The following is a 22,373-nucleotide window of genomic DNA, read 5'->3' on the forward strand; positions in this document are numbered from 1 at the left end:
AAAAAGCACATGAATTTCTCGCAAGGCACGCGCGGAATTATCCGGACACTGGCGATCGTCCTGTCCGTGGCGCTCCCGTTGGCGATCACGATCTCCGAAGCCGACGCCCGCGTTGGCGGCGGCGGCAACTCGGGTTCGCGCGGGTCGCGTACCTATTCGGCGCCCCCCAGCACGACCACCGCGCCGGGCACGGCGCAGCCCATGAACCGTTCGTTTACCCAGCCGGGCACTCCGAACGTAGGCACGCCCGCGGCGGGCGCGGCCAACAAGGGCGGCTTCTTCAACCGGCCCGGCATGGGCATGCTCGGCGGTCTCGCCGCGGGCTTCCTCGGCGCCGGCCTGCTCGGCATGCTGTTCGGCGGTGGCCTGTTCTCCGGTCTCGGCAGCTTGTCTTCGATTATCGGCCTGCTGTTGCAGATCGCGCTGATCGTCATCGTGGTACGTCTGGCAATGTCCTGGTGGCAGCGTCGCCATACGCCAGCCTCCGCCTATGCCGGCGGACCTGCCGAAGGCCCGGGCGCGCAGACCAGCTTCCGTACCGGACTGAGCGGCTTCGGGCTGGGATCGAGCCAGCCGGCGCTGGAAATCCAGCCGGCTGACTACGAAGCCTTCGAGCGGCTGCTCGGCGAAGTCCAGGCGGCATGGTCGAACGAGGATGTCGAGAAGCTTCATACGCTCGCGACGCCGGAGATGGTGTCCTACTTCTCCAAGGACCTCGAGGAGAACAAGGCCCGCAACGACATCAACAAGGTGTCCGACGTCAAGCTGCTGCAGGGCGACCTCGCAGAGGCCTGGCGCGAAGGCGAAACCGACTATGCCAGCGTGGCGATGCGGTTCTCGCTGGTCGACAAGACCCTGGAGCGCACCACCGGCCGTCTGGTCGCGGGCAGCGAAACCCCGATCGAGGCCACCGAGGTCTGGACCTTCGCCCGCCGACGCGGCGGCGATTGGGAACTCTCGGCGATCCAGCAGACTAGCTAATCGCCCCTGCACACGACGACGAAGGCGCTGCGGTTCATTCCGCGGCGCCTTTTTCTTTGTCGTGGTGTCCCGGACGCGGTGGAGCGTTCTCTCGGCGATGCGGATCATCGTCCGAACGCTGCATTGCCGGCCCTGAGCGAGCTTGGGTCCCGGCTCTGCGCGGCGACACTTCGTGCCGCGCCGCATCGAGAATCCGAGATGGGTTCCGTAATCCATTGATTTCACGATCAGGTCACCGCGACCGGAATAATGGAGTCGCCTTGGGTTTGATCTCAACGAACAAAAAACACAGGGAGAAACCAGATGAACAAGCTTGCCAGGATCGTCGCACCGGCCGGCATGATGCTTGGCGCCATGTCGATTATATCGCCCGCGCCCGCGCAGGCGCAGTCCGCCGACATCAGCTTCTTCGTCACCAGCAACGGCATCGGCAATGGCGGCAATCTCGGCGGTCTCGCCGGCGCCGACAATCATTGTCAGACGCTGGCGCAGGCGGCGGGAGCAGGGGGCAAGACCTGGCGCGCCTATCTCTCGACCCAAGCCGCTGATGGTCAACCGGCCGTTAATGCGCGCGACCGCATCGGCAAGGGACCGTGGAAGAATGCAAAGGGCCAGGTCGTCGCCAAGGACGTAGCAGAATTACACGGCGCCAACGGTCTGACCAAGCAGACCGCGCTCAGCGAGAAGGGCGAGGTCATCAATGGCCGCGGCGATACGCCCAATCGCCACGACGTGTTGACCGGATCGCAAGCGGACGGCACCGCGTTTGCGGCCGGCGAGGATCGCACCTGCAAGAACTGGACGAGCTCGACGCAGGGCGCGGCAATGGTCGGTCATTCCGACCGCGTCGGTTTGCGTGATGACGATGCCTCGAAATCCTGGAACTCCTCGCATCCCTCGCGCGGTCCCGACGGCGGCTGCTCGCAGGCCGATTTGAAGAGCACTGGCGGCGATGGGTTGTTCTACTGCTTCGCTGCGAACTGATGGCGGCAGACCCTTGTGCTCGCACGGCGAGTGACGCAACGGGTCGACCAATCGAGGTCCGTTCGCGCGAATGCGCGTCCGACGACGGTGACATCCGAGTGTTCGTCTCGATGTCGCGAAACTCCCGCAGCCTCCTTGTTCATTCGGGAAACCCGGCAGTCGATCACGGAACTTCTGAGTGCATGGCGGGTTCTAATCGGGATCGGAGACCTTGCGATGAAACGTCTGTTTGTCCCGTTAATTTTGACCGTGGCGTTCACGTCGGCGGCGCTGGCCGGCAGCACGTCGTCGAATTCCAGCTCCAACTCATCGAACGGTGTTCACACCCGTGTCGATACAATCACAACCCACGACGGCCGGGGGCGGACAGTTTACGAGCGGCGCAGCGTCCGCATCGATGCTGATCGTGGACGACCGACCTATATGCGCAACTCTGTCCACGAAGGCTACGGCTATCGCTCGATGCGCCGCTGGCACCCTGTTGACGATGACGATTGAGACCGAGGGGCACTGCCCAAACGGTCATTGGAGGTTTCGTTCGCTACTGGGCGATGCACTCGTGAAAAGCCGCGGGTGCTGATGGCGATAACCGTTCGGGTTTGGGGCCGTCGTTAGGCGGCCTTTTTCTTTGCGCCTGTCACGTAGAGCGAATCGACCGCGCAAGCCGTCCAACCGACACCGCATTCGGCGCAGCCAACGAGCCGCGCGATGATGTGCTATGGTCAAACCGGCAGCGGAGGTGTCATTGATGGGTTATGAGCTCTACTACTGGCCGATGATTCAGGGCCGCGGTGAATATATTCGCCTCGCGCTCGAAGAGGCGGGCGCCCGCTACGCCGATGTTGCGCGCCATGGCAACGGCATGGCTGCAATGATGCGCATGATGGAAGCGGGAAAGGGGACGCCGCCATTCGCGCCGCCGTTCCTCAAAGACGGAAAGCTCGTGATCGGGCAGACCGCCAACATCCTGCTTTACCTGGGATCGCGCCACGGGCTGGCGCCGAAGTCGGAGGCCGGCAAATTGTGGGTGCATCAGTTGCAGCTCACGATCGCCGATCTGGTGCTCGAAATTCACGACACCCATCACCCGCTCGGGCCGTCGCTCTACTACGAAGACCAGAAGGCGCCGGCGAAGAAACGCACGGACGAATTCTGGAAATCGCGCGTGCCGAAATACATGGGCTATTTCGAAGACCTGCTGAAGGCCAATGGCGGGACTTACGTCACCGGCCGTCGCCTGACCTATGTCGACCTGTCGCTGTTTCAGATCGTCGAGGGACTGCGCTATGCTTTCCCGAAACGCATGAAGGCTTTTGAGCGCAAGATTCCCGGTCTGGTCGAACTGCGCGACCGCGTCGCGGCGCGGCCGAACATCAAGACGTATCTGGCGAGCGATCGAAGGATTCCGTTCAACGAGGAGGGGATCTTCCGCAGGTACAAGGCGCTGGATGCCTAGTCTGCATAATTCCAGGATGGTCCGTTAGGACCAAACCACAAATGCGCATCGCGCATCGGGGAATCTCGAGAATCATAGCTGCGCAACTGCGCACCATAGTTCGATGCTACGCATCGCCCCGGAATGACCGCTCTGCCGTCACAGGCTCCGCCCATCGATGGGCGTCATCTGCAGCTTGGACAGCTCGATGCCGTCGATGCAGCTCACATTCAGCGCCACAACATCACTGCCGTCGGGCTTCTTGCCGCGTGCGAACACCTCGACCCCGCAGTCGACGCAGAGCTGGTGATGGATCGCGTGCTTGTTGAAGAGATATTCCTTCAAATTCTCTTCACCGGCGCGGAGATGAAAGCTCTTCGGATCAAGGAAGGTGAAATGCAGCCCCTTCTTGGTGCAGATCGAGCAGTTGCAGGCGGTGACCATCGCAAGATCGGTGGTGCATTCGAAGCGTACCTGTCCGCAATGGCAGCCGCCGGTGTAGGTCTTGCTTTCGGGCATCGCGACTATACTTTCGTTGTCTCACCAAAGTCCGGGCACTAGACGATAGCGCATGCGCGCCACATAGTCAGCCGGCAAGCCCTCGACCAGCGCGCGCTCCTCGATGCGGGCTCGAATCGCGAACAGGACAGCGAACACCGGCGCGATCGCGACGCCCCACCATGATCCCAGCAGCAGCGGCACGCCGAAGAAGAACAGCATGATGCCGCTATACATGGGGTGACGGACGAACGCATAGGGCCCGCTCGAGATGACATGATGGTGACGCTCGGTCTGTACCTTCACGATCGGGGCGGCAAAGGAGTTTTCGCGGAACACCCACATGATGAAGGCGGTCGAGAGCAGGTACATCGCAAGTCCGAGCGCCTGCAGCACAAGCGGAACGTCGGAGGCGTGAGTGCGCCGGTCAAGCTCGATCGCAATCAGCCAGACCAGCGCCACCACCACGAAGACAAGCATGAACTTCTTGTCGGCGGCCGGCTGGTCTGCCTGAAACGTCGGCCGCATGCGCTCGGCGAGCAGGGCAGGATCGGTTTTCGCCAGCCACAATCCGCAGGCAGGGCCGATGATGGCGCTAACGATCAGGAACACCCATGCGGCCGGCCAATGCAGCGAGCCGGCCGTGGCGAACAAGAGCGCGCCGAGCGCAACGACCCAGATGGTATTTTGCAGCAAAAGTTTTGCGATCATGTCCGGGTTCCGTTCCCCCCGTGGCGACACGATCGCGCAATTCTTCGGCGAACTTGCGGCGCTGGTTTTCGTCCCTGGCCGGGACGTTTAGTCGTTACGCTAGCTGGTCGATGCGCGTTCCCTGACCGGGCGGCAAGGGAGCGATCAGCGTCGGCTGCGCCTTGCGGGTGCCGTCGGCCGGCGCGCCGTTCTGGACGTCAGACGTCTTGTCGGGGGCCTTGAACACCGGGACTTCGGGCGCTTTGACCACCACCGTTGCGGGGACAGCAGACACATTCATCGGAAGCATCCTGTTGGTTGCCTCCGACCCTGGCTGGGTTGAAACGAACGATTGGTGAATCCGGCAAAGCAATCCCGCGCCGACGCCGTCAATCCCGTCCAATGGTGAAAGGGCGGCTCGCGGAATCGTTAGAATGCGACTGATCGGGTTAGGCCTATTCGTCCTTGCCGCGGGTCACCACGATCGAGGCCTCGGTCTTGGTGCGCGTGCATTCCATGTTGAGCCGGCGAAAGCGCATGGAAACCTTGTCACCGCGGAGTAAGCCCATGCGCTTGATGCAGCGCGAGGAGCCGGTCGCAACGTCCTGCTTTGGGATGGTGAAGATGATGGCGCCGGCCGATGCGACCAGAGCGAAGAATTCCGGCTTCGGCTTGCGGTCGGCCTTGGCATAGAGCTCGTTGGTGTAATTGCGTCCGCGGCAGCCAAGCGACAGCTCCTTCGCCGCCGGGTGCGTCAGATAGATCATGTTGCCGGTGTTGACGCTGATCTTCAACCCGTCGATCTGGTTCTTCAGCTCCTTGGCGATATCCTCGCAGCGGTCTGCGCGCGCGGGCGAAGTACTAACCGCTGCGGCCAGTGCCAGCGTTGCGGCAAACAGGATTGGTCCTCGAAGTCGTGATCCCAAAGCCATTGTGAATTCCCCCATGCGCATAAGCCCGCGCGCAGATTTCCTGCAAGGAGCGCGCACGGAAGTCAACTTTGTTGTCAGAAACCGTAGAGGATGACGCCGATCCCGAAGGCGATCACGGCGAGGACGCCGAACAGGGTGGGGATGCTGACCAGTATTGCGGCAAGCCCCAGCCGCTGGCCGCGTGCGGCGAGCGCGATGGCGCAGGCGCCCATCAGCGGAAACGCGATGATCTGGACCGGAGTCTGGAAGGAGGAAAAACCGTCGAAATCGAGGCCATGCCGCACCACCGAGGGCATGTAGTTCAGCCAGTTCATCAGCACCAGCGCACCAAGCGCCATGATCGCGTAACGCAGCCGACCGACGGTGGCGAAGGCCAGCGCGGCGAGCGCCAGCACAGGGTGACTGGCAATATAGGCCTTAATGATTGTGCCGCCGACACCCGGGCCCGGAATTGCCGACGTGTCGCCGAACAACATTGGCGCATGCGACAGCCCCTCGAACGCTTCGATCGCGGCCACGATGATCAGAAGCAGATATAGCCCAAGCAGCCGCGCAGGGCGGGTCGGGCTAGCGTCAGGCACTGTCGTTGCGGAGCTCATTACAATCGCAAGTCTGTTCCGGAACCATCGAAAATCTCGGGTTTGTCTGAAGAGGGTCCGGAACGGTTCAATCGCCGACTCGCGGCCGCAAATGGCTGGATTCGGCCGGATCTGGCAGGCAAGCAAAACCTTCCTTTTGGTCGAAAAATGCTTAGAACGGGTCTGTCTCCGCCGCGCCGTTCCGGCCGCTGCCGGCTCCAACCCGAGATGTCAACATGAACGCCCCGACTGCTTTTCCCGACCAGAAGCCCGTTCCGCCTTACAAGCACACGCCGCTATTTCCGCTGGGGCCGGACACCACGCCCTACAAGAAGATTTCGACCGAGGGCGTGCGGGTCGAGAAGGTGCTCGGCAAGGATATGCTGGTGGTGTCGCGCGAGGCGTTGCGGGCGCTGTCGGAAGCCGCCTTCGGCGACATCAATCACTATCTGCGGCCGGGTCATCTGAAGCAGCTTCGCTCGATCCTGGACGACAAGGAAGCCAGCGACAACGACAAGTTCGTTGCCTTCGACTTCCTGAAGAATGCCAACATCGCCGCCGGCGGCGTGCTGCCGATGTGCCAGGACACCGGCACCGCGATCATTATGGGCAAGAAGGGCTGCAACGTCATCACCGATGGCGACGACGAGGCGGCGCTCAGCGAAGGCGCGCGTGACGCGTACTTGCGCCGTAACCTGCGCTATTCGCAGGTGGCTCCGCTCTCGATGTACGAGGAAAAGAACACCGCCAACAACATGCCGGCGCAGTGTGAGATCTACGCTGAGGGTGATGACGCCTATAAGTTCATGTTCATGGCCAAGGGCGGCGGCTCTGCCAACAAGAGCTTCCTGTTCCAGGCGACGCCCTCGGTGCTGACCAAGGATCGCCTGCTGGCGTTCCTGAAGGAGAAGGTGCTGACCCTCGGCACCGCGGCGTGTCCGCCATATCACCTCGCCATCGTCATCGGCGGCACTTCGGCCGAGCTCTGCATGAAGACGGTGAAGCTCGCCTCCGCGCGCTATCTGGATGCGCTGCCGACCCACGGCTCGGCCGACGGCAACGCATTCCGCGATCTGGAGATGGAGCAGGAAATTCTGAGGATGACGCAGTCGCTCGGCGTCGGCGCGCAGTTCGGCGGCAAGTATTTCTGCCACGATGTGCGCGTGATCCGGATGCCGCGCCATGGCGCGTCGCTCCCGATCGGGCTTGGCGTTTCCTGCTCGGCGGACCGCCAGGTGCTCGGCAAGATTACGAAGGACGGCATCTATCTCGAAGAGCTCGAGCATAACCCGGCGCAGTATCTGCCCGCGGTCGAGCAGTCGCTCGGCGGCGAGGTCGTCAAGATCGATCTCAACAAGCCGATGAAGGAGATCCTGGCGACGCTGTCGAAATATCCGATCAAGACGCGGGTCTCGATGACCGGCACGATGATCGTCGCGCGCGATTCCGCGCATGCGAAGCTGCGCGAGCGGCTGGAGAAGGGCGAGCCGCTGCCGGATTACTTCAAGAACCACCCGGTGTATTACGCCGGCCCCGCCAAGACGCCCGATGGCTATGCCTCCGGCGCGTTCGGCCCGACCACCGCCGGGCGAATGGACTCCTTCGTCGATCAGTTCCAGGCGGCAGGCGGCTCGATGGTAATGGTCGCCAAGGGCAACCGCGCCGTCGCGGTACGCGAGGCCTGCAAGAAGCACGGCGGCTTCTATCTCGGCTCGATCGGTGGTGCGGCGGCAAACCTCGCCGAGCACTGTATCAAGAAGGTCGAGGTCGTCGAATATCCCGAGCTCGGCATGGAAGCGATCTGGCGCATCGAGGTCGTGGACTTCCCCGCCTTCATCATCATCGACGACAAGGGCAACGACTTCTTCAAGGAGCTGAACCTGGGGTGAGGGCGCTCGGCCTCGATGGATTCAGCAAAGGCTGGGTCGCCGTGCTTCTTGACGGCGACCTTCACGAAATCAGGTTCTGTCGCGACATCGCCGAGGCGCTGTCTGTTCGCTTCGATCGCGCTGCGATCGACATTCCCATCGGCATGACCAATGATGGCGAGCGGGCTTGTGACCTGCTCGCCCGCGAGCGGTTGCGGCCGCATTCTTCGCGCGTGTTCACCGGCGCACGCCGCCGGCTATGGCTCGAATTCTCCGATCCCGACAGCGCCAATCGAGATGCCTTGCAGCGCGGTCAAAAGCGCGTGTCGCGCCAGCTCTGGCATCTCGGGCCGAAGATCATGGAAGTGGATACGTTCGTGCAGGCCAATCGCGCGCACGACATTCGCGAGGCTCACCCGGAACTGGTTTTCTTGCGCCTTAACGATCGCAAGCCGCTACCGGCGAAGAAGTCGGAGGCTGGAATTCGTATCCGCCGGCTGCTGCTGAAGCGGGCAGGGATCAGGGCGATCGACAAATGGTTGGCCAATGAACGCCTCGGTACCGGCGCAAAATGCGATGACGTGCTGGACGCTTGCGCCGTTGCGATCGCTGCACGCGATGCGACTGGCTGCTTTCCGGAAGGCGTGGCGCCACGCGATGCCCACGGCCTGCCGATGCAGATCTGGTCGTGATCCCATCGATCGCAGCTCAACGGCAGTTCGTCACCTGGTTCGAACACAACGAACGCCACCAGCCGCCCCCGCCAGCGAGACGAGGGCGACCATTGAACCCTGCGCTTTTGCATGAGTTAGAGGACAAGGAGGCGCGGCGGCCTCCTCATCCGTCAGGCGCGCGATCCCGTGAAGGGGAAGCTGCCCATCGGGCCGATGCCCATTTCGCCGGACATGCTGTCGCCGGAAACCTTGCCGGTGAAGGCGAGGGTGAGCGGCATTGGGTTGGTAATCGAAATCTTCCAGGCGACGTCGTCGCCGTTGACGGTGCCGTCAAAAATCTCACCGGAATTGCCGTCGGCGCCCTGCGTGCCCGTCAGCGTGTTGCCCGAGCTCTGCAGCGATAGCGTCGCCTTGCGCTCGCCCATCGGCGTGCTCATGGTGATGTTCCAGTTTCCGTCCACGGCCATTGCTGTCTCCCCGACATTTGTCCCGGCAAACCTGAATGGCTTGCGAGATCCGCTACACTCGATCGGCGGTATAGCCTATCTCGCCACACAAGCCCAACCGTCTCAAGCATCCTTTTGACGCGTATTGCCTAGGCCTGTTGGACGGCAGCACGAAGGCGGCTGCCGACCAAAACACGAAACGCGATGTATTGAACTGCAAAGGCCGCGATCTTGGCGCCGACCAGAACGACCGTCACGTAGAACGTCCACAGCTTCATGTCGCCGGTCATGGCAATGCCGATGGTGCCGGCGGCGAGCGCGAAACACAGCGCGGCCCAGGCATAGCCCGCGAAGGTGACGTATTCGGGGATAGTCTGCGACACGATCGGCGGCATATAGCGCAGCATCCAGCCGCGCTTGAGCATGATGAGGCCTATCGCGAAATGCCCGATCGCAGGCTTCGCGAGCACGAAGCGCGGATCGTGGGTCAGGAGCGTCGCACTGCCGAGCACGATAACGAGCGCGAGGCTGGCCCATGTCATGTAGCCGAGCTCCTTGCCCCTGGTGCGCGAGTAGATCACCTGGCCTATGGCGCCCGCGATCGCCACGCCCGTTGCCAGTAAGACGTTGTCGGTCGCGAGATAGATCGCGATGAACACGATGGTAGAGAAAAAATCGGCGCCCAGTCTGGCGAATACGTCCTTCATCGTGTTGCTCTCTGCTGATCGTGTTGCGGCTGGTGATCTGGCTTAGTTGGTGCCGGGGAGGGCGTTCGCAGGCGGCGCACCATACTTTGACTTGCGATATTGCGGATACCATGTCGTGAAATAGGCGGCACCGTTGCGGGCGGCGAAGGCGATCACGAGGCTCGACCAGAGCGGCAGGCCCGGCACGTAGATTGTCAGCACGTTGCCGATGATCATCAGGACGAACGCAGCATTCCAGGCCCAGGTGATGAGATAGACTGCCTTCAGAAAACCGGGCTGCTTCGTCGTCTCGGCGTCGACCGCTTCAATCGCATATTGCAGGATGAACGGCTTGCGGATGATCAGCGAGGCCAGCGAGATCGCGAGCACGCCAACATCGACCGAAAGCTTCACGGCGGAGCTGCTCAGGAGCGGATCGATCAGCGCGACATAGGCGCCCAGCCCGCTGAACAGGATGACACTACAGGCGCCGAGTATCTTGATTGAGCGGCCCCGATAAATGTCGATGCCGATAACCGCAAGACAGATCGCGGCCGCAGCGAAGAGGCTGATCTCGGCCGTGGTCACCAGCATCAGCAGGGCGAACGAACCGAACGGCGCGAGGATCAGGAAGATGGTCATGAGAGCCTCTCGAGGCTAATCTTTACATCGTAAAGATACCGTAAGGCTGCGAGTTGGAGCCGTCAAGGAAAATCTTTACAGTGTCAAAATTAAGTGAGGGCTGAAAAAAGCTTTATTACAACAGCATAACGGCGTCATCCGGGGCGCGTGTTAGCGCCGAACGCGGAATTTCGAGATTCTCAGGGGCGCAATTGCCCACCACAGCTCGATGCTGACGCATCGCCCCGGAATGACGAACGTGTACGCTTACTCCGCGCTGACCCAATTACCGTGAAAGCCATCGGGCACGCGGTGGCCGAGATGCACCAGCGCAATGGGGCCGGCTTCGACATCCTGCGCGTTGAATACCGCAAGATCACTGCGGTTCTCTCGCGCGCGCCAGACGGCGGCGAGTAGCCAGCCATCTCCCTCGGCGGCGTCAGGCCCGCCCACGAACACCGGCTCGGAAATCGTGTCGCCGGCGGGCAGCCGGTAGTGGCCGAGACGTTTGCCCTTGCCGTCGACATGGACGATGCCGGACAGCGCGCCGAACATCGGCAGCTCTGGATTGGCGCAGGCGTACCAGCCATGGCGGTTCGCCAGCCCTGCGCGACGATCGTCGATGCGCGGAAATTCGCCGGTGAGATCGTCGAGATAGGTTTGCTTGAAGCGATCGGTATTCCCTCCGAGATCGAAGGTCCAGCGGCAGTACCGCGCCCGCGATTTCTGCGGATCCGTCTTCGTGCCGTCGGGATGATTGAACAGCGGAGCTTCCTCGAACTGCATCACGTCGGCAATGATGCGGCTCTCTTCCTCCCACGCGTTCATGACGTGGAAGACATAGCAGCTTTCGGCACGGAACCAGACGATATCCTTCGCCGAACCGTTGCGCTTCATGACACCGACATAGGCGCCTTTCTCCGGCTCCCAGGCGTAAGGCGCCTTGCCGCGCATCGCCCGCTCCATGCTGCCGGTAATGGGAAGGATCGGAAACAACAGATGATTTTCGGTGACGATGAAGTCGTGCACCATGCTGGCATAGGGTGCCTCGAAGCGATCGAACCGCGTCACGACGCCAGAGGCATTGACCGAACCGAAGGAGAGGGCGGGCGTGAGCGGGCCCATCGCATTGTAACCGAAGAATACCAGCTCGCCCGTTACGGGATCGATCTTGGGGTGCGCCGTGAAGGGGCCTTTGATGGCGCCGTTGTAGTCGCAATAGCCGAGACGATTGAGCGTGCCGGGCTCAATCTCGGTCGGCAGATGGCCTTCTTCGAGCGCCAGGAGCTTTCCGGCATGGAAAATGACGTTGGTGTTCGCGACGCCGCCATCGTCGGTGATCCCGGCCGGCGCGTCCGGCAGCTTGCGGCCGAAACCGCCGAATAGCGCGCGGCCGGCATCGTGCTCCGCTAGCCATTTCGGAGTGCGGACCCAGCGATTGCGGTAGCTGGCGCGGCCGTTCTCCAGATGAAATGCGTGCAGCATGCCATCGCCGACGAACCAGTGGGCGCCTGGCGCATCGAACTGCGGATTGGGACCATTGCGATAGAGCGTGCCGTTGAGTTCGCGCGGCAACTCGCCGGTCACCTTGAGATGCGGCGCGTCGCATTCCATCGGAATCGGTGCCAGATTGGTCCGTGCCCATTCGGTATTTACCTCGTCGAGCATCTCACATCCTCCTCCGGTTATAATCTTTACATCGTAAAGATATCAGTAGGGACGTTGCGCATCTTCGTCAAGCAAAATCTTTACACTGTAAAAATTGCGGCTATAAAGAGTCGTATGGCAGGAACATCAAGAGAAACCAAAGTGAATCGTCCCGCCGCCAGGCGCAGGCCGGCAAGGACCGCGACCGAAAGGCCGGCCAGCCGCCGTCGCCGGCCGGCAGGCGAGAGTCCTTATCATCACGGCGATCTGCATGACGCCTTGCTGGCCGCGGCCGAGCGGGTGTTGGAGCGCGATGGATTGCCGGGCCTGACGCTACGGGCGGTGGCGCGCGAGGCCGGCGTGTCGCACGCCGCCCCGACCCATCATTTCGGCGATCTCACCGGGCTGTTGAGCGAGCTTGCCGCCATCGGTTTCCGCCGCTTCAACGAGGCGATGATCGCAGCGGGGAACACCGAAACGCTGCCGCTGATGAAGGCGATGGCGCGCGCCAAGGCCTATGTCGCCTATGCGCAGGCGCGCCCGGGCATGTACGGGCTGATGTTCCGGACCGAGCGGCTCGACATGACGCGGCCATCGCTGCACGAGGCGGCAACGGCTTCGTTCGAAGGACTTGCGACCGCCGTGAGGCTGAGCCGCAACGAGAAGGTGACGGGCGAGGCATTGGAAAAGCTGTCGCTCGAGCAGGCGGCGGCGATCGCGCGGGCGTGGTCGTTGGTGCACGGCTTCACCACGCTGCTGCTGGACGGGCGACTGAAGGACATTTTGCACCGGCTGCCCGAAGGCACCGGGGTAGACCAGCTCCTGGATGCCATGCTGCGCTCGACCGTGCCGCGACCGCCGGCGTCGTAGGATGTGTCAGGACGGAGCTGCGCGACGGCGTTGTGTATGGCGTGCCGCTCAGCAACCCCTGCAAATCTTAGTTTGCCGCGCGAGCCTTGCGTCGGCTTCCGCGTCTTCGTTAGGCTGCCGCGTCCAATCGTCATACCGCGCTTTGGCATCCGATGTCGGAGCAGTCTCATTCAGCGGGCCAAGAACGATCTCGCGATCGCGATTGCGCGCCGTCCTTCGCTTCGGCTTCGCCGGCCCGGCTTGCTCGCCATCTGCCGTCGGTGGTTCACCCAGCCCGTCCCAGGCGATCGGCACGCCGGCGCCGGCCGTCGGAGTCGAGCAGCCGGTGCCTGAGGCGCAGCAGCCAGTGAGGGCGGTGCCCGCGATGAGGAGAACCAGAAGTTTCATGTGCATTAATGCCCCGCGTGACGCCGCAGCGAAATATCAGATATGAAAGCACTCAATCTTGAAGCTTTGACGTTAATACGGCGAAAACACGCCGGGCAACCGACGTGATCAGCGTTTGGCGAGGCTCACGGCCGCGCCCTTTTCGCCGACAACTTTGACCTCGTCCTTCCCGCACTTGAAATCACGCGCAAATTCGTCTGCCGCCTGGCGCGCGAGCTCGTTGGCGTTGCGGTTGGCCTGGCCGTCGATATAGGCGACGTGGCAGACCGGCCCCGGTGGTAGCCTGGTGACGGCCAGCATCGGCTTGGAGGTCGGGCGGCCGTTCTTGTCCAGGTCGCCATTGTCAGCGATCAGCCAGCGCTGGATGATGGCGAACGGCTTGCCATCAGCGACTCGCCACTCGACGGTGTGTGCCGTGGAGTTGAACGGCCCAAACCAGAGTTCTGCGGCGGGTTCCTTGGCGGCGGCCATGCGGCTACGGCCGACCGAGACGATTTCGCGCAGATCGTCCTCGCTGATCAGTACCACCGGGCCCGACTTGCCCGGACATACCCGCGTGACGCTGCCGTCGACATCGCTCGGCTTGCCGATCGTCCGGCAATCCTTCGGCGCGGTGGACGTGTAACTGCTGCTGAATGTTTGGGCGTTGGCCGGTGCTGCCAGACCCGCCACGGCGCTGAAAAGGGCCATCGCGGCCAGCCCCGCAAGTCGCCGATAGGGAACGAATTTCATCTGCCGCCCTTGCTGTGGAAGCCCTTCGGCCAATGTGACGTGTGCAATCTGGGGAAGGTTCAATGGAACAGCGCGAAACACCTGACATTGCCGCGGATTCGTCCTAGAAGAGCGGCTTCGCAGCTCCTCGTTTCATAAGCGTGCAGTTCATTCAGTCGTCATGCCGTCCATACCTTCGCACAAGCCCTATCGCGTCGGGCGCTCCCGCACCGGACTTGGCCTCTTTGCCACCAAGCCGATCAAGAAGGGCACCAAGATCATCCGCTACTTCGGGCCGCTTCTTGACTCCAAGAAGAAGGAGGAGGACGCGATTGAGAACAAATATCTGTTCGAGCTGACCAACCGCTGGACCATCGACGGCTCGGTGCGCGAGAACATCGCCCGCTACATCAACCACGCCTGCAAACCCAACGCGGAGTCGGACGTCAAGCCTCGCAAGCGCAAGGTGTTCATCCGTGCCATCAAGGACATCGAGCCGGGCGAGGAGATCAACTACGACTATGGTACCGATTACTTCAAGGCCTATCTGAAGCCGATCGGCTGCAAGTGCGACGCTTGCGAGAAGAAGCGCAAGAAGAAGCGTGCCGAGGCACGGGCGGAGCGTGCGCGTCTGAAAGCCAAGGCCGAGCGCAAAGCGCTGAAGAAGGCAGAAAAGCAGGCGAAAGCGGAAGCCGAGCTGAAAGAGAAGTTGAGAGCGAAAGCTGCGCGGAAGCTGAAGAAGAAGCTCAATGGCCACGCGCTGGACGGCAAGTCGCTGAACGGCGGCAGCCGGGCCAAGGTTGCCGGTAAGAAGTCGGTGGGACGTAAGCGACCGGCCCCGGCGCCCGCCCTTCAGGCCTAAGCCTCATCCACTGGTCTGCGCGCCGATTTCGGCAGCAGCGCATCGCCGAAGTCCACCGCCGTACGCTGAATGATCGCGCCGGTCGCGTCGACCACGACGCGAAACCGCCGGTGCCCGGAGAAAAAGGTCAGGCGATGCCGGCCGGCATCTGCATCGACCCCGCGTTCAGCCAGGCTCGTGACCCTGCGGGCCTGCATCTCTTGTCGCAGCAGGGACGGCGTCAGGCCGAGGCCCTCGGCAACGATGGAAGCGTCGATCTGGACGGCGCCATTTTCAAATTCGATCGGTTTCATGCATACCTGATGCTTTGTTGTAGCCCTCATGCATGGGCTGGGCTTCGCTTGGCCGGCGCGGGATAGGCGCACTCCGCCAGGGTCGTGGTGTCGAGTTCGCGCATAAAGGCCTCGCGCGCGGCAGCGAGTTTGGCTTTCAAACGGCAGCGCGGCTTCAGCACGCAACTGCCGCCGTCCTCGCGAAAACATTCGACCAGCGGCGGCCCCTCCAGCGCGCGCACGACTTCGCCGATCGTGATCGAATGGGCCGGGCGGGCCAGCATGAAGCCACCGCCGACACCGCGCTGGGTCGAGATGAAGCCGCTATCGGCGAGGTCGCGCACCACCTTGGCCAGGTGGTTGCGGGATATGCCGAACTCGGCCGCAATTTCGTTGGTCGCGAAGGAGCGGTCGGGCTCGCCCGCCAGCCGCATCAGGGCGCGCAAGGCAAAATCCGTAAACGACGTCAGGCGCATGGGAGCCCTTTCAAAAGATCTGCTTGCAAATCATCTATAGCCATCTAAATAGGCATTTGAAATACCTATTTAGGGGCAAGCCTGGAAATGGAAGCGATCGTGGCAGGGCCGGCGCGTCGAGAGCAGTTGACCGCCGAGATCATGGAGCGGACGGGCATCGATGAGGCGATGATTGAGCGCCTGGTGCGAGGCTTCTACGCCAAGGTGCGCGAGGATGCCGTGCTGGGGCCGATCTTCGACGCCCGTATCAAGGATTGGGAACCGCATCTGGCCCAGATGTGCGCGTTCTGGTCGTCGGTCGCGCTGATGACGGGCCGCTACCACGGCACCCCAATGGCCAAGCACCTCCCGCTGCCGGTCGATGGCGGCCATTTCGACCGTTGGCTCGCGCTGTTCGAGGAAACCGCCCGCGAGATCTGTCCGGGCGAAGCCGAAGCGCATTTTGTTGAGCGGGCGCGGCGGATTGCACAGAGCCTCGAGCTCGGCATCGCCGGCGTCCATGGCGTCATGCTGGGCAAGGGCGAACGATTTCGACGCAAGCAGGCAGGAGCAGTCTAATGGCCTATCGTACGCATGCCGTCACCAGCAAGGAGCAGGCCAATCCATATTCCGGTACCAGCCTGGTGCCGATGCTGGTGATCGGGTTGGTATTGACGTTTGCGGGAATGATCGCGGCGTTGGTATTGAGCTGAGGTGCTTCCACCGTCATTGCGAGGAGCAAAGCGACGAAGCAATCCATGCCGCCGCAAGTGGAGAAGTGGATTGCTTCGCTTCGCTCGCAATGACGGCTGATGCTTACGCCGTCACCGTCTCACCGCTCTTGCGCAGCCCGATATACTGCAGCTCCGCAAATACGCCGGTGGCAATCGCCTGCGCCACGATGAAGACCTGTCCGAGCAGGTTCGGCGACACCGCGCCGGAGAACAATAGTGCGATGCTGCCCAGCGTCCACGCGGCGTTGCCTACGATCACCAATAGCACCAGCGCCTTCGCCACCGTTGACCGCGAGGCGAGCCAGCCGACCAGCCCGGTATAGGCGATCAGGAACAGGCCGGTTTCGCGCAACAAGACTTCCGGCAGATTGAGGAACGGCGCCAGCGCGCTGGCGCCCAGCGTCAACGTAACAGCGGCGACGCCGCTGAAGATGGCGTCGGCGAGCAGAGCGCGACTCAGGAAGGTGGACGGACGGATCATGACGATTCTCCTTTGCTTGGGGTGGCTTCCATAAGGGATCAGCGTTGCAGCAGCGACCGGAACTGTCGCAACAGCCGCATGGAGCAGAGCGCCTTGCCGATCTTGTTCTCGATCGTCTGCACTCGCACGAACACGAAGACGCCAGTGTCGTGCACGACCGGCTGCGGCATGTTCAGCGAACGCGCCAGCAACCAGGTGGCCAGATTGATCACAAAGGGGATCACGGTGGCAGCGAGACGGAAGAGGATAAGCATCAGCATGGGTCATCTCCTGTGTCCCCAACATGAGCCAGCCCGTGATCCGTTTCGATTACCTCGGACGTAAGAAGGCAGACTGTTCGAAGACGTTCTAAGATGTTCGATGGTGTTCGCACACGCTCGGAAACGCTTGAAAAATAGGGGTTTCCGCGTACATTCATGTTCGTCACTGTTTGTTCTCGTTCGCGTCCAACCGCCGACTTTGTTGGTATTTTTGTTGGTATCGGAAGAACAAACGTCGCGGCACAATTCCGATCTTCCGAGACGCGAGAAGTCGAAGCAGATGGCACGCAGTCAGGTTGGCGAGCACGCAAACCCCCAGCAGATAAGGACCGACGTCGACTGTCGCGCCGCCAAACCGAAATTCGAGAACGGCGCTTGGACCGCCACGAAAATTTCTGACGTGACAGGCGGCGGTCTCTATCTCTTCATCAAGCCGGACCTGAACAGGCCGGGCAAAGCCGCCTCCAAGCTCTGGCAGATGGCCTATCGCTTTCATGGCCGACAGAAGACCTACTCCATCGGGCCTTACGGCGATGGCAACGACGGCACCTTTTCACTCGCCACTGCACGTCAGAAGCGCGACGTCGCAAAGGCGCTGCTCGCCCAAAGCCCACCAGTCGATCCCTCCGTCGAAAAACAATTCGAAAGACATCGTCGGGCGGCCGAACGCCCTCTGGGCGTGTGGATCGATGAATGGCTTGCAGAGAAGAAGATCGAGAAGATCAAGCGCGGCAGACTTGTCACAGTTCGCAGTCCTGAAACCATCGCGCTGCTCGAAAGATGGGCTGGTTATCTGAAGGGTCGTTTCGGCAAGCTCTGTCGGAAAGACATCAAACGCCCCGACGTTCTCGCTTTCTTTCGGGCGATGCAGGCTGAAGGCAGACTAGAGACCCGTGACCGAGTTCACAGTATCGGTTCGCAAGTTTGCGACTACGCTGACCTCGAAGGGGATGGCTACAATCCGTTCCGTGCCTGCAAGAAGCAGCTTATTGCCAACGTCTCGACGCCGCGGCCCGGCGTCACTGATCCGCAGGATGTGATTCGCCTGTTCAGGCTGATCATGCCGACATGGGCGAAGGCCAGATTTGGTGATGTCGTCGGTGATGCCCTTCGGCTCGATGCACTTACCATCCCGCGCCCCGGCATGATCAACAACATGGAATGGTCAGAAGTCGACTGGGATGCCGAACGGTGGACTATTCCTGCTGCTAAGATGAAGACCGGCTGGGATCATGTCGTGCCCCTGTCGCGACAAGCCGTCGCTATCCTGCGACGCGTGCGGAAAATCAACGGCAATCGGCGCTACGTCTTCGCTTGTGCCGAAGATGCGCCCTTGTCCGGTAGATCGCTTTGTTCTCGGCTGCGTGCACTCGGCATCGACACCAAGACCGAACATTGCGCCCATGGCTTCCGCACTACATTCTCGACCCTTTGTCACCATGAGGAGATCAAGGAAGCCAAGGCGTGGGATGGCGACGTCATCGAGTTGCAGCTTGCGCATCTCGAAAGTGACTCGGTGAAGGCGATCTACAAACGGCACGGACCGCTGGCTCTGATCGGCTCGCGGACCAAGCTGATGCAGCATTGGGCTGACCGGATCGATCGCTTTGCCCTCCCAAAAAAGATTCTGCCGATCAAGGAAATCCTTGAAAGCTGTGCGAACTAAGAGCGCCTTCACGTTTTCGGCTCAATGCGAGGGAGGGTCATATGATAGGCCTCGATGGAATCGGCATCGACCATGGTCTGGCCCTCCATTTTGTAGGCGATGATCTTTCCCTTCTTGATCAGCTTGTAGGCCTTGGTCCGGCCGAAACCACCCCGCTCCAACGCCTTTTTCAACGGAATCAGGTTCCGTTTTTGGCGGGGCTCATCCGTCATCGCCATCGATCGCTCCCTGCTCGGTTGTTCGTTCTTCTCCGTCGCCCAATTGAATCAGCATCGGCGGTCTCGTGCGGCTAACGGCCGCGCTTTCGGAACAGCGCGCGCCTGACTTGCCTTTGTGAGTTTGGTTCTCGACACCAGATTGGTGACCGCAAGATTGGTGACCGCAACATAAAAACGAGTGGCAGGGAAGAACGCTCCGCGTCGATTCATTCAATCACGGCGTTCGCTCCTCTCTCCAGTGAAAGCTAAGAAAGCTTCGAGTATTATGGGACAGCTGAAGGAGCCGAGGATCATTGAGACCCGGTGAGATCGGAGAAGAACACAGCGATCATTTTCCGGTGACTGGATTTTCGCATCATTTTTGGGTGTGACCAATTTTGCTGAACGCGCATCAAGCCGTCGCCTTTGTTGCTTTAGCTCGCACAATTTTGGTCATGATGAACTGGACAGGCCGACGGCTGGCCTAGCTGGCTGCTCTTGGATCACGTGAAGTGATGATGTGGTGCGGAGAGATGGCCAAAAAATGCGCGTGATGATTCACCGGCAGAGAATTTGCCCATGGTCGTGTTTGAGAGAGCCAATGCTCCAAGTTGCCAGAGGGGCCGTAATTGTCCTGCTGAGTGCTATTTGGATTGGTCGCTATCTAAGGCTAATCGTAAGGGGGCAGATGGCCCGCCGGGCGCAGCACTAAGGGTGATGGCGCGATCAGGCCAGACGGGAAGAAAGTGCAGGTACAAACAAACTATGCCGCGTCGCAAATTGGCTTATTTAGATCGACTTGAACGGTGACTGCACCGAAATCTACTATAGCCATTTTGAGCTTGTGAAAGCGACGGCGCGATATACGGCGCGCGATAGTAAGCACATGGTGCCGGTAAGCGCGCTGCTCAAAATCGCGACTCTGGATGCCGCCGGAAATCTTGCCATTTGTTGAGGCAGGTCGAGGTCGCCCATTTTGCGGATATGAATAATTTTCGACCCGCCGTTCGATGCCCGACGACACTACACAGCAAAAAGGGTCGGCTAATCTGCGGCCTGACTTTCGAATTTAGAACTGCTGGCTTTTTTTCACGTGATCACGCGTTGTCTGCTTTCGCATGCCGTCGTCATTATTCGCAAGGCGCAGAAGCCGTTTCTTGACCAAGGGGTCTGCCTCCTCCGCAAGCGCCTGAACGACGCGCGCTCTAAAAATCGCTCGCCCATGCTGGTCTCCCTTGATATGAGAGGGCACATGCCCGTTTTTGCGCCCGACAATAGTAATCCAAATCTCAGGCGACGAAGTCGCATTCACATTCTCGCCTTGTTCATTGTCGCCAATGCAGACTGTCATGATAGAAGCCCGGCTCTGTCCCAATCCGATTCGGAGAAAGAATGGCAAAAGCAAAGAAAGTAGTTCGCCGCGCGTGGACGAAAGACGATGTTCGAACAATGAAGACCATGGCAAAAGCAAAGTTAGGCGTCGCCAGGATCGCAAAAGCGCTAAAGCGGACTCCCGCTGCCACCACTGCGATGGCAGCAAAGCTAGGCGTTTCATTATCAACGCGCGCTTAACCTGTAGGCGACCGGCCGGAGTGCGGCCTGTCGCCCATTTCCCGCATCGGTGATTCTGAGCGATTGGTGGCGGTCACGTCGGGGCCAATCAAATGTGAGTCGGCTAAGCTGCCGAGCATTCGGAACCTCGCCGCCCTTGTGAGGCGTTCGTTGAAGTCGGGGTGGTCCCAGGTGCCACAGCCCGTATCCCTTCGCGTTGGATACCACACGGCTTTCGCTGATCGTGGCGTCGAAGGACTCGTGCGTGTGGCCATAGAGCCAGAGGTCGGCCGGGCGCAGCGCGCCCCGTCCGTCGTCACGCAGTCGCGTTAGATCGCTGCGGTAGGCGGCGTCGAGGGCGAGGTCGCTCTCCGGACGCTACGCTGTGGCGGCATCTGTCGCACCGGCGCATGGTGCATGACGAGGACCAGGCGGTCCCCGCCGCGGGGCTTGCGCATTTCGGCGTCCAAAAACGCCACAGAATTGAGATGCCTCATGAGGACGTTATGCGGCAGGAAGCGCGGCTCATAGTTTGAAATCCGGATCTTCTTGAAGTCGTTCATCCGGTCGCCGGCGGTCATCATCGCGCGATGCGCGTGGCCGTTGAGGCCGACGTCCGTCCAGAGGGTCGCACCCGCGAACGTGACATCGCCGACGCGGACGGTCTCGTTCTCCGCAACGTGCACGTGCATTCCGTCAGCCGCAGCCCTGGCCTTCTCAAGCGTCCTTCCCAGGTCGTGCCGTAACCTTCGTGATTGCCCATGAGGTAGATGTGGGGCCGGTCTGTCATGCGGTCGAGCAACCAGCGGACGCCGCGCTCAGCCCTGGGGACCACGTCGCCGGCGACGATCAGCCCGTCGTAATCCGGACGCACCGCGTCGGACGCAGGTCCCAGCCCCGCGTGAGCTCGAGATGGAGGTCGGACATGACCCACAAGCGCATGGTCAGTCCTCCTCGCCTTCGCGGTCGAGGGGTTCGGCCCGGCTCAGGCTTTCGATGATCTCATACACGAGCTGGTCGGGAGCGCGAAACTGCACCTCGCGCGAGCCGCAGCGCGGGCACTCGTGCCGCTTCGGGTCGTAGACGAAATCGCCTTCCTGGCCGCAAGCGCGACAGCGGAATCTGGTCATCCCATTCCTCCTCGATTCCGGGGTAGGCGGGATCGACGTCCACGAACGCATCGTTCTCCCGGTCGTAGCGTCGGCAGGTGGTCCGGCGCTGATCGCCGATGCCGTACCGGACGATGCCGATGTTCTCGAAGCCGGGCGGACCTCGGCAGGGGGCCGGCCCTCGGCGTACCGGTAGCAGCGAGTCGTCAGCCAGCCGCCGCCGCGGAGGACGCCGACCTCGCCGCACACTTCACAGGTGCAGGCGCTGCGGGCCTCGGCCAGATCGATCGCCTCCTCGACCTGGCCGTTCGCGTCAAGAGACAATCGGTCCGTCCAATACGGGGGGCGAGCCATATTCTCTCTGATTTGCGTCAACTGGAAGGTGCCGCCGTCGGCTTGGACAGCCGTCCGGATCTGGACGCAGCACCGGTCGATGAGATGCTGCCATCCGGGCCCGCGCCCCCGCTATGGTTAACGAAAGGCTTCTCGCAGCGGAGGGGTCAATGGTCGGAAGGAAGAGCCGAAAAAGGGCAAACGAACCCCCATAGGGGCCCGGGTTACGTTCATTGCGATGATGGACAAGGACGTCATCGCGGACATCAAGCAGGTGGCCATCGACGAGCATCGGGCAGCCTGGGATATCATTGAGCAGGCCGCGACGGAGTTTCTGAAGCGGAGGAAAGCAAGGAGAACGCCCTGAAACTCTACTGTTTTTCCTTGCAGTTGAAGGAGCGTAACGGTTCAATCCATCGGCTGAAGGACCGATGATGAAGCTGTT

31 protein-coding genes are annotated in these 22,373 nt (G+C 61.3%); 13 read left to right on the top strand and 18 right to left on the bottom strand.

Going from position 1 to position 22,373, the window contains the following annotated elements; translation table 11 throughout:
* Positions 1-9: 9 nt before the first annotated feature.
* The 4 genes from J6524_RS17760 (at position 10) to J6524_RS17775 (ending at position 3,421) form a co-directional block, all read left to right on the top strand.
* Positions 10-981, top strand: coding sequence for a Tim44 domain-containing protein (locus J6524_RS17760; protein ID WP_225672810.1), 972 nt, complete (start codon positions 10-12; stop codon positions 979-981).
* A 339-nt stretch (positions 982-1,320) separates the two neighbouring features.
* A complete protein-coding gene (locus tag J6524_RS17765; RefSeq protein ID WP_225673219.1) occupies positions 1,321-1,965 on the top strand; it encodes a lectin in 645 nt (214 codons plus the stop codon).
* Positions 1,966-2,181: 216 nt separating this feature from the next.
* Positions 2,182-2,463, top strand: a complete 282-nt coding sequence (locus tag J6524_RS17770; RefSeq protein WP_225672813.1) for a hypothetical protein — start codon at positions 2,182-2,184, stop codon at positions 2,461-2,463.
* A 250-nt stretch (positions 2,464-2,713) separates the two neighbouring features.
* Positions 2,714-3,421: a glutathione S-transferase gene (locus J6524_RS17775; protein ID WP_225673221.1), complete on the top strand. Its 708-nt coding sequence runs from the start codon at positions 2,714-2,716 to the stop codon at positions 3,419-3,421.
* Positions 3,422-3,559: 138 nt separating this feature from the next.
* Here J6524_RS17775 and J6524_RS17780 read toward each other — a convergent pair whose 3' ends face one another.
* The 5 genes from J6524_RS17780 to J6524_RS17800 form a co-directional block, all read right to left on the bottom strand.
* Positions 3,560-3,919 (bottom strand): GFA family protein, encoded by a 360-nt coding sequence (locus J6524_RS17780; protein ID WP_225672815.1) that lies wholly within the window; start codon positions 3,917-3,919, stop codon positions 3,560-3,562.
* 21 nt (positions 3,920-3,940) lie between these two features.
* Positions 3,941-4,609 (bottom strand): methyltransferase family protein, encoded by a 669-nt coding sequence (locus J6524_RS17785; protein WP_225672817.1) that lies wholly within the window; start codon positions 4,607-4,609, stop codon positions 3,941-3,943.
* Positions 4,610-4,703: 94 nt separating this feature from the next.
* Complete coding sequence (locus J6524_RS17790) at positions 4,704-4,889, bottom strand: hypothetical protein (protein WP_225672819.1); 186 nt, start codon at positions 4,887-4,889, stop codon at positions 4,704-4,706.
* Positions 4,890-5,043: 154 nt separating this feature from the next.
* Positions 5,044-5,520, bottom strand: a complete 477-nt coding sequence (locus J6524_RS17795) for a hypothetical protein (RefSeq protein ID WP_225672821.1) — start codon at positions 5,518-5,520, stop codon at positions 5,044-5,046.
* 74 nt (positions 5,521-5,594) lie between these two features.
* Positions 5,595-6,119 carry a hypothetical protein gene (locus tag J6524_RS17800; RefSeq protein ID WP_225672823.1) on the bottom strand — a complete coding sequence of 175 codons (525 nt, stop codon included), beginning with the start codon at positions 6,117-6,119 and terminating at the stop codon, positions 5,595-5,597.
* Positions 6,120-6,334: 215 nt separating this feature from the next.
* Here J6524_RS17800 and J6524_RS17805 point away from each other — a divergent pair, with 215 nt between their 5' ends.
* Positions 6,335-7,987 carry a fumarate hydratase gene (locus J6524_RS17805; protein WP_225672825.1) on the top strand — a complete coding sequence of 551 codons (1,653 nt, stop codon included), beginning with the start codon at positions 6,335-6,337 and terminating at the stop codon, positions 7,985-7,987.
* On the top strand, positions 7,984-8,658 hold the full coding sequence (locus J6524_RS17810; RefSeq protein WP_225672827.1) for a DUF429 domain-containing protein: 675 nt from the start codon (positions 7,984-7,986) through the stop codon (positions 8,656-8,658). Before J6524_RS17805 ends, J6524_RS17810 begins: the two co-directional genes overlap by 4 nt.
* Before the next feature lie 152 nt (positions 8,659-8,810).
* On the opposite strand, the gene J6524_RS17815 is transcribed toward J6524_RS17810, so the two are convergent.
* From J6524_RS17815 to J6524_RS17830, 4 genes are all read right to left on the bottom strand, one after another.
* Positions 8,811-9,107 carry a hypothetical protein gene (locus tag J6524_RS17815; RefSeq protein ID WP_225672829.1) on the bottom strand — a complete coding sequence of 99 codons (297 nt, stop codon included), beginning with the start codon at positions 9,105-9,107 and terminating at the stop codon, positions 8,811-8,813.
* 128 nt (positions 9,108-9,235) lie between these two features.
* Complete coding sequence (locus J6524_RS17820; protein ID WP_225672831.1) at positions 9,236-9,793, bottom strand: inner membrane-spanning protein YciB; 558 nt, start codon at positions 9,791-9,793, stop codon at positions 9,236-9,238.
* Between the two features lie 42 nt (positions 9,794-9,835).
* A complete protein-coding gene (locus J6524_RS17825; RefSeq protein ID WP_225672833.1) occupies positions 9,836-10,414 on the bottom strand; it encodes a hypothetical protein in 579 nt (192 codons plus the stop codon).
* Positions 10,415-10,660: 246 nt separating this feature from the next.
* A complete protein-coding gene (locus tag J6524_RS17830; protein ID WP_225672835.1) occupies positions 10,661-12,061 on the bottom strand; it encodes a carotenoid oxygenase family protein in 1,401 nt (466 codons plus the stop codon).
* A 114-nt stretch (positions 12,062-12,175) separates the two neighbouring features.
* Between J6524_RS17830 and J6524_RS17835 the strand changes: the two genes are divergently transcribed.
* Positions 12,176-12,910: a TetR/AcrR family transcriptional regulator gene (locus J6524_RS17835; RefSeq protein WP_376712037.1), complete on the top strand. Its 735-nt coding sequence runs from the start codon at positions 12,176-12,178 to the stop codon at positions 12,908-12,910.
* Between the two features lie 495 nt (positions 12,911-13,405).
* Here the strand turns inward: J6524_RS17835 and J6524_RS17840 are convergent, their stop codons facing one another.
* A complete protein-coding gene (locus J6524_RS17840; protein ID WP_225673223.1) occupies positions 13,406-13,987 on the bottom strand; it encodes a hypothetical protein in 582 nt (193 codons plus the stop codon).
* 202 nt (positions 13,988-14,189) lie between these two features.
* Between J6524_RS17840 and J6524_RS17845 the strand changes: the two genes are divergently transcribed.
* Positions 14,190-14,870: an SET domain-containing protein gene (locus tag J6524_RS17845; protein WP_225672838.1), complete on the top strand. Its 681-nt coding sequence runs from the start codon at positions 14,190-14,192 to the stop codon at positions 14,868-14,870.
* Here the strand turns inward: J6524_RS17845 and J6524_RS17850 are convergent.
* Both J6524_RS17850 and J6524_RS17855 read right to left on the bottom strand, forming a co-directional pair.
* Positions 14,867-15,163, bottom strand: coding sequence for a DUF6522 family protein (locus tag J6524_RS17850; protein ID WP_225672840.1), 297 nt, complete (start codon positions 15,161-15,163; stop codon positions 14,867-14,869). The two genes, J6524_RS17845 and J6524_RS17850, sit on opposite strands and share 4 nt — an antisense overlap.
* Before the next feature lie 26 nt (positions 15,164-15,189).
* Entirely contained in the window at positions 15,190-15,618 is a 429-nt protein-coding gene (locus J6524_RS17855) for an RrF2 family transcriptional regulator (protein ID WP_225672842.1), read from the bottom strand.
* 87 nt (positions 15,619-15,705) lie between these two features.
* Between J6524_RS17855 and J6524_RS17860 the strand changes: the two genes are divergently transcribed.
* Complete coding sequence (locus J6524_RS17860; RefSeq protein WP_225672844.1) at positions 15,706-16,176, top strand: group III truncated hemoglobin; 471 nt, start codon at positions 15,706-15,708, stop codon at positions 16,174-16,176.
* Positions 16,176-16,310, top strand: coding sequence for a hypothetical protein (locus tag J6524_RS37380; RefSeq protein ID WP_283843322.1), 135 nt, complete (start codon positions 16,176-16,178; stop codon positions 16,308-16,310). Before J6524_RS17860 ends, J6524_RS37380 begins: the two co-directional genes overlap by 1 nt.
* 103 nt (positions 16,311-16,413) lie before the next feature.
* On the opposite strand, the gene J6524_RS17865 is transcribed toward J6524_RS37380, so the two are convergent.
* The gene (locus tag J6524_RS17865) at positions 16,414-16,812 is read right to left on the bottom strand and encodes a hypothetical protein (protein ID WP_225672846.1); all 399 of its coding nucleotides are present in this window, start codon (positions 16,810-16,812) and stop codon (positions 16,414-16,416) included.
* A gap of 38 nt (positions 16,813-16,850) precedes the next feature.
* The gene (locus J6524_RS17870) at positions 16,851-17,072 is read right to left on the bottom strand and encodes a hypothetical protein (RefSeq protein ID WP_225672848.1); all 222 of its coding nucleotides are present in this window, start codon (positions 17,070-17,072) and stop codon (positions 16,851-16,853) included.
* Positions 17,073-17,352: 280 nt separating this feature from the next.
* Here J6524_RS17870 and J6524_RS17875 point away from each other — a divergent pair, with 280 nt between their 5' ends.
* On the top strand, positions 17,353-18,738 hold the full coding sequence (locus tag J6524_RS17875) for a tyrosine-type recombinase/integrase (protein WP_225672851.1): 1,386 nt from the start codon (positions 17,353-17,355) through the stop codon (positions 18,736-18,738).
* A gap of 8 nt (positions 18,739-18,746) precedes the next feature.
* Here J6524_RS17875 and J6524_RS17880 read toward each other — a convergent pair whose 3' ends face one another.
* Together J6524_RS17880 and J6524_RS17885 are read right to left on the bottom strand one after the other, a co-directional pair.
* Entirely contained in the window at positions 18,747-18,956 is a 210-nt protein-coding gene (locus tag J6524_RS17880) for a helix-turn-helix domain-containing protein (protein WP_225672853.1), read from the bottom strand.
* A gap of 1,048 nt (positions 18,957-20,004) precedes the next feature.
* Complete coding sequence (locus J6524_RS17885) at positions 20,005-20,286, bottom strand: hypothetical protein (RefSeq protein WP_225672855.1); 282 nt, start codon at positions 20,284-20,286, stop codon at positions 20,005-20,007.
* Positions 20,287-20,327: 41 nt separating this feature from the next.
* Here J6524_RS17885 and J6524_RS17890 point away from each other — a divergent pair, with 41 nt between their 5' ends.
* Positions 20,328-20,507: a hypothetical protein gene (locus J6524_RS17890; protein ID WP_084029968.1), complete on the top strand. Its 180-nt coding sequence runs from the start codon at positions 20,328-20,330 to the stop codon at positions 20,505-20,507.
* Positions 20,508-20,815: 308 nt separating this feature from the next.
* Here J6524_RS17890 and J6524_RS17895 read toward each other — a convergent pair whose 3' ends face one another.
* The gene (locus tag J6524_RS17895; RefSeq protein WP_225673263.1) at positions 20,816-21,178 is read right to left on the bottom strand and encodes a metallophosphoesterase family protein; all 363 of its coding nucleotides are present in this window, start codon (positions 21,176-21,178) and stop codon (positions 20,816-20,818) included.
* Positions 21,179-21,430: 252 nt separating this feature from the next.
* Positions 21,431-21,919: a hydrogenase maturation nickel metallochaperone HypA gene (locus J6524_RS17905; protein ID WP_225672859.1), complete on the bottom strand. Its 489-nt coding sequence runs from the start codon at positions 21,917-21,919 to the stop codon at positions 21,431-21,433.
* Between the two features lie 247 nt (positions 21,920-22,166).
* Here J6524_RS17905 and J6524_RS37385 point away from each other — a divergent pair, with 247 nt between their 5' ends.
* Positions 22,167-22,295 (top strand): hypothetical protein, encoded by a 129-nt coding sequence (locus tag J6524_RS37385; RefSeq protein WP_283843323.1) that lies wholly within the window; start codon positions 22,167-22,169, stop codon positions 22,293-22,295.
* The last annotated feature ends 78 nt before the right edge of the window (positions 22,296-22,373 follow it).

It is taken from the genome of Bradyrhizobium hereditatis (genome assembly GCF_020329435.1).
Lineage (GTDB): Bacteria > Pseudomonadota > Alphaproteobacteria > Rhizobiales > Xanthobacteraceae > Bradyrhizobium > Bradyrhizobium hereditatis.

Bases quoted from the DNA above. Each gene is read 5' to 3' on its own strand.
- J6524_RS17760 (WP_225672810.1), top strand. From the start codon at position 10: ATGAATTTCTCGCAAGGCACGCGCGGAATTATCCGGACACTGGCGATC.
- J6524_RS17765 (WP_225673219.1), top strand. From the start codon at position 1,321: ATGATGCTTGGCGCCATGTCGATTATATCGCCCGCGCCCGCGCAGGCG.
- J6524_RS17770 (WP_225672813.1), top strand. From the start codon at position 2,182: ATGAAACGTCTGTTTGTCCCGTTAATTTTGACCGTGGCGTTCACGTCG.
- J6524_RS17775 (WP_225673221.1), top strand. From the start codon at position 2,714: ATGGGTTATGAGCTCTACTACTGGCCGATGATTCAGGGCCGCGGTGAA.
- J6524_RS17780 (WP_225672815.1), bottom strand. From the start codon at position 3,919: ATGCCCGAAAGCAAGACCTACACCGGCGGCTGCCATTGCGGACAGGTA.
- J6524_RS17785 (WP_225672817.1), bottom strand. From the start codon at position 4,609: ATGATCGCAAAACTTTTGCTGCAAAATACCATCTGGGTCGTTGCGCTC.
- J6524_RS17790 (WP_225672819.1), bottom strand. From the start codon at position 4,889: ATGAATGTGTCTGCTGTCCCCGCAACGGTGGTGGTCAAAGCGCCCGAA.
- J6524_RS17795 (WP_225672821.1), bottom strand. From the start codon at position 5,520: ATGGCTTTGGGATCACGACTTCGAGGACCAATCCTGTTTGCCGCAACG.
- J6524_RS17800 (WP_225672823.1), bottom strand. From the start codon at position 6,119: ATGAGCTCCGCAACGACAGTGCCTGACGCTAGCCCGACCCGCCCTGCG.
- J6524_RS17805 (WP_225672825.1), top strand. From the start codon at position 6,335: ATGAACGCCCCGACTGCTTTTCCCGACCAGAAGCCCGTTCCGCCTTAC.
- J6524_RS17815 (WP_225672829.1), bottom strand. From the start codon at position 9,107: ATGGCCGTGGACGGAAACTGGAACATCACCATGAGCACGCCGATGGGC.
- J6524_RS17820 (WP_225672831.1), bottom strand. From the start codon at position 9,793: ATGAAGGACGTATTCGCCAGACTGGGCGCCGATTTTTTCTCTACCATC.
- J6524_RS17825 (WP_225672833.1), bottom strand. From the start codon at position 10,414: ATGACCATCTTCCTGATCCTCGCGCCGTTCGGTTCGTTCGCCCTGCTG.
- J6524_RS17830 (WP_225672835.1), bottom strand. From the start codon at position 12,061: ATGCTCGACGAGGTAAATACCGAATGGGCACGGACCAATCTGGCACCG.
- J6524_RS17835 (WP_376712037.1), top strand. From the start codon at position 12,176: ATGGCAGGAACATCAAGAGAAACCAAAGTGAATCGTCCCGCCGCCAGG.
- J6524_RS17840 (WP_225673223.1), bottom strand. From the start codon at position 13,987: ATGGCCCTTTTCAGCGCCGTGGCGGGTCTGGCAGCACCGGCCAACGCC.
- J6524_RS17845 (WP_225672838.1), top strand. From the start codon at position 14,190: ATGCCGTCCATACCTTCGCACAAGCCCTATCGCGTCGGGCGCTCCCGC.
- J6524_RS17850 (WP_225672840.1), bottom strand. From the start codon at position 15,163: ATGAAACCGATCGAATTTGAAAATGGCGCCGTCCAGATCGACGCTTCC.
- J6524_RS17855 (WP_225672842.1), bottom strand. From the start codon at position 15,618: ATGCGCCTGACGTCGTTTACGGATTTTGCCTTGCGCGCCCTGATGCGG.
- J6524_RS17860 (WP_225672844.1), top strand. From the start codon at position 15,706: ATGGAAGCGATCGTGGCAGGGCCGGCGCGTCGAGAGCAGTTGACCGCC.
- J6524_RS37380 (WP_283843322.1), top strand. From the start codon at position 16,176: ATGGCCTATCGTACGCATGCCGTCACCAGCAAGGAGCAGGCCAATCCA.
- J6524_RS17865 (WP_225672846.1), bottom strand. From the start codon at position 16,812: ATGATCCGTCCGTCCACCTTCCTGAGTCGCGCTCTGCTCGCCGACGCC.
- J6524_RS17870 (WP_225672848.1), bottom strand. From the start codon at position 17,072: ATGCTGATGCTTATCCTCTTCCGTCTCGCTGCCACCGTGATCCCCTTT.
- J6524_RS17875 (WP_225672851.1), top strand. From the start codon at position 17,353: ATGGCACGCAGTCAGGTTGGCGAGCACGCAAACCCCCAGCAGATAAGG.
- J6524_RS17880 (WP_225672853.1), bottom strand. From the start codon at position 18,956: ATGGCGATGACGGATGAGCCCCGCCAAAAACGGAACCTGATTCCGTTG.
- J6524_RS17885 (WP_225672855.1), bottom strand. From the start codon at position 20,286: ATGACAGTCTGCATTGGCGACAATGAACAAGGCGAGAATGTGAATGCG.
- J6524_RS17890 (WP_084029968.1), top strand. From the start codon at position 20,328: ATGGCAAAAGCAAAGAAAGTAGTTCGCCGCGCGTGGACGAAAGACGAT.
- J6524_RS17895 (WP_225673263.1), bottom strand. From the start codon at position 21,178: ATGCACGTGCACGTTGCGGAGAACGAGACCGTCCGCGTCGGCGATGTC.
- J6524_RS37385 (WP_283843323.1), top strand. From the start codon at position 22,167: ATGATGGACAAGGACGTCATCGCGGACATCAAGCAGGTGGCCATCGAC.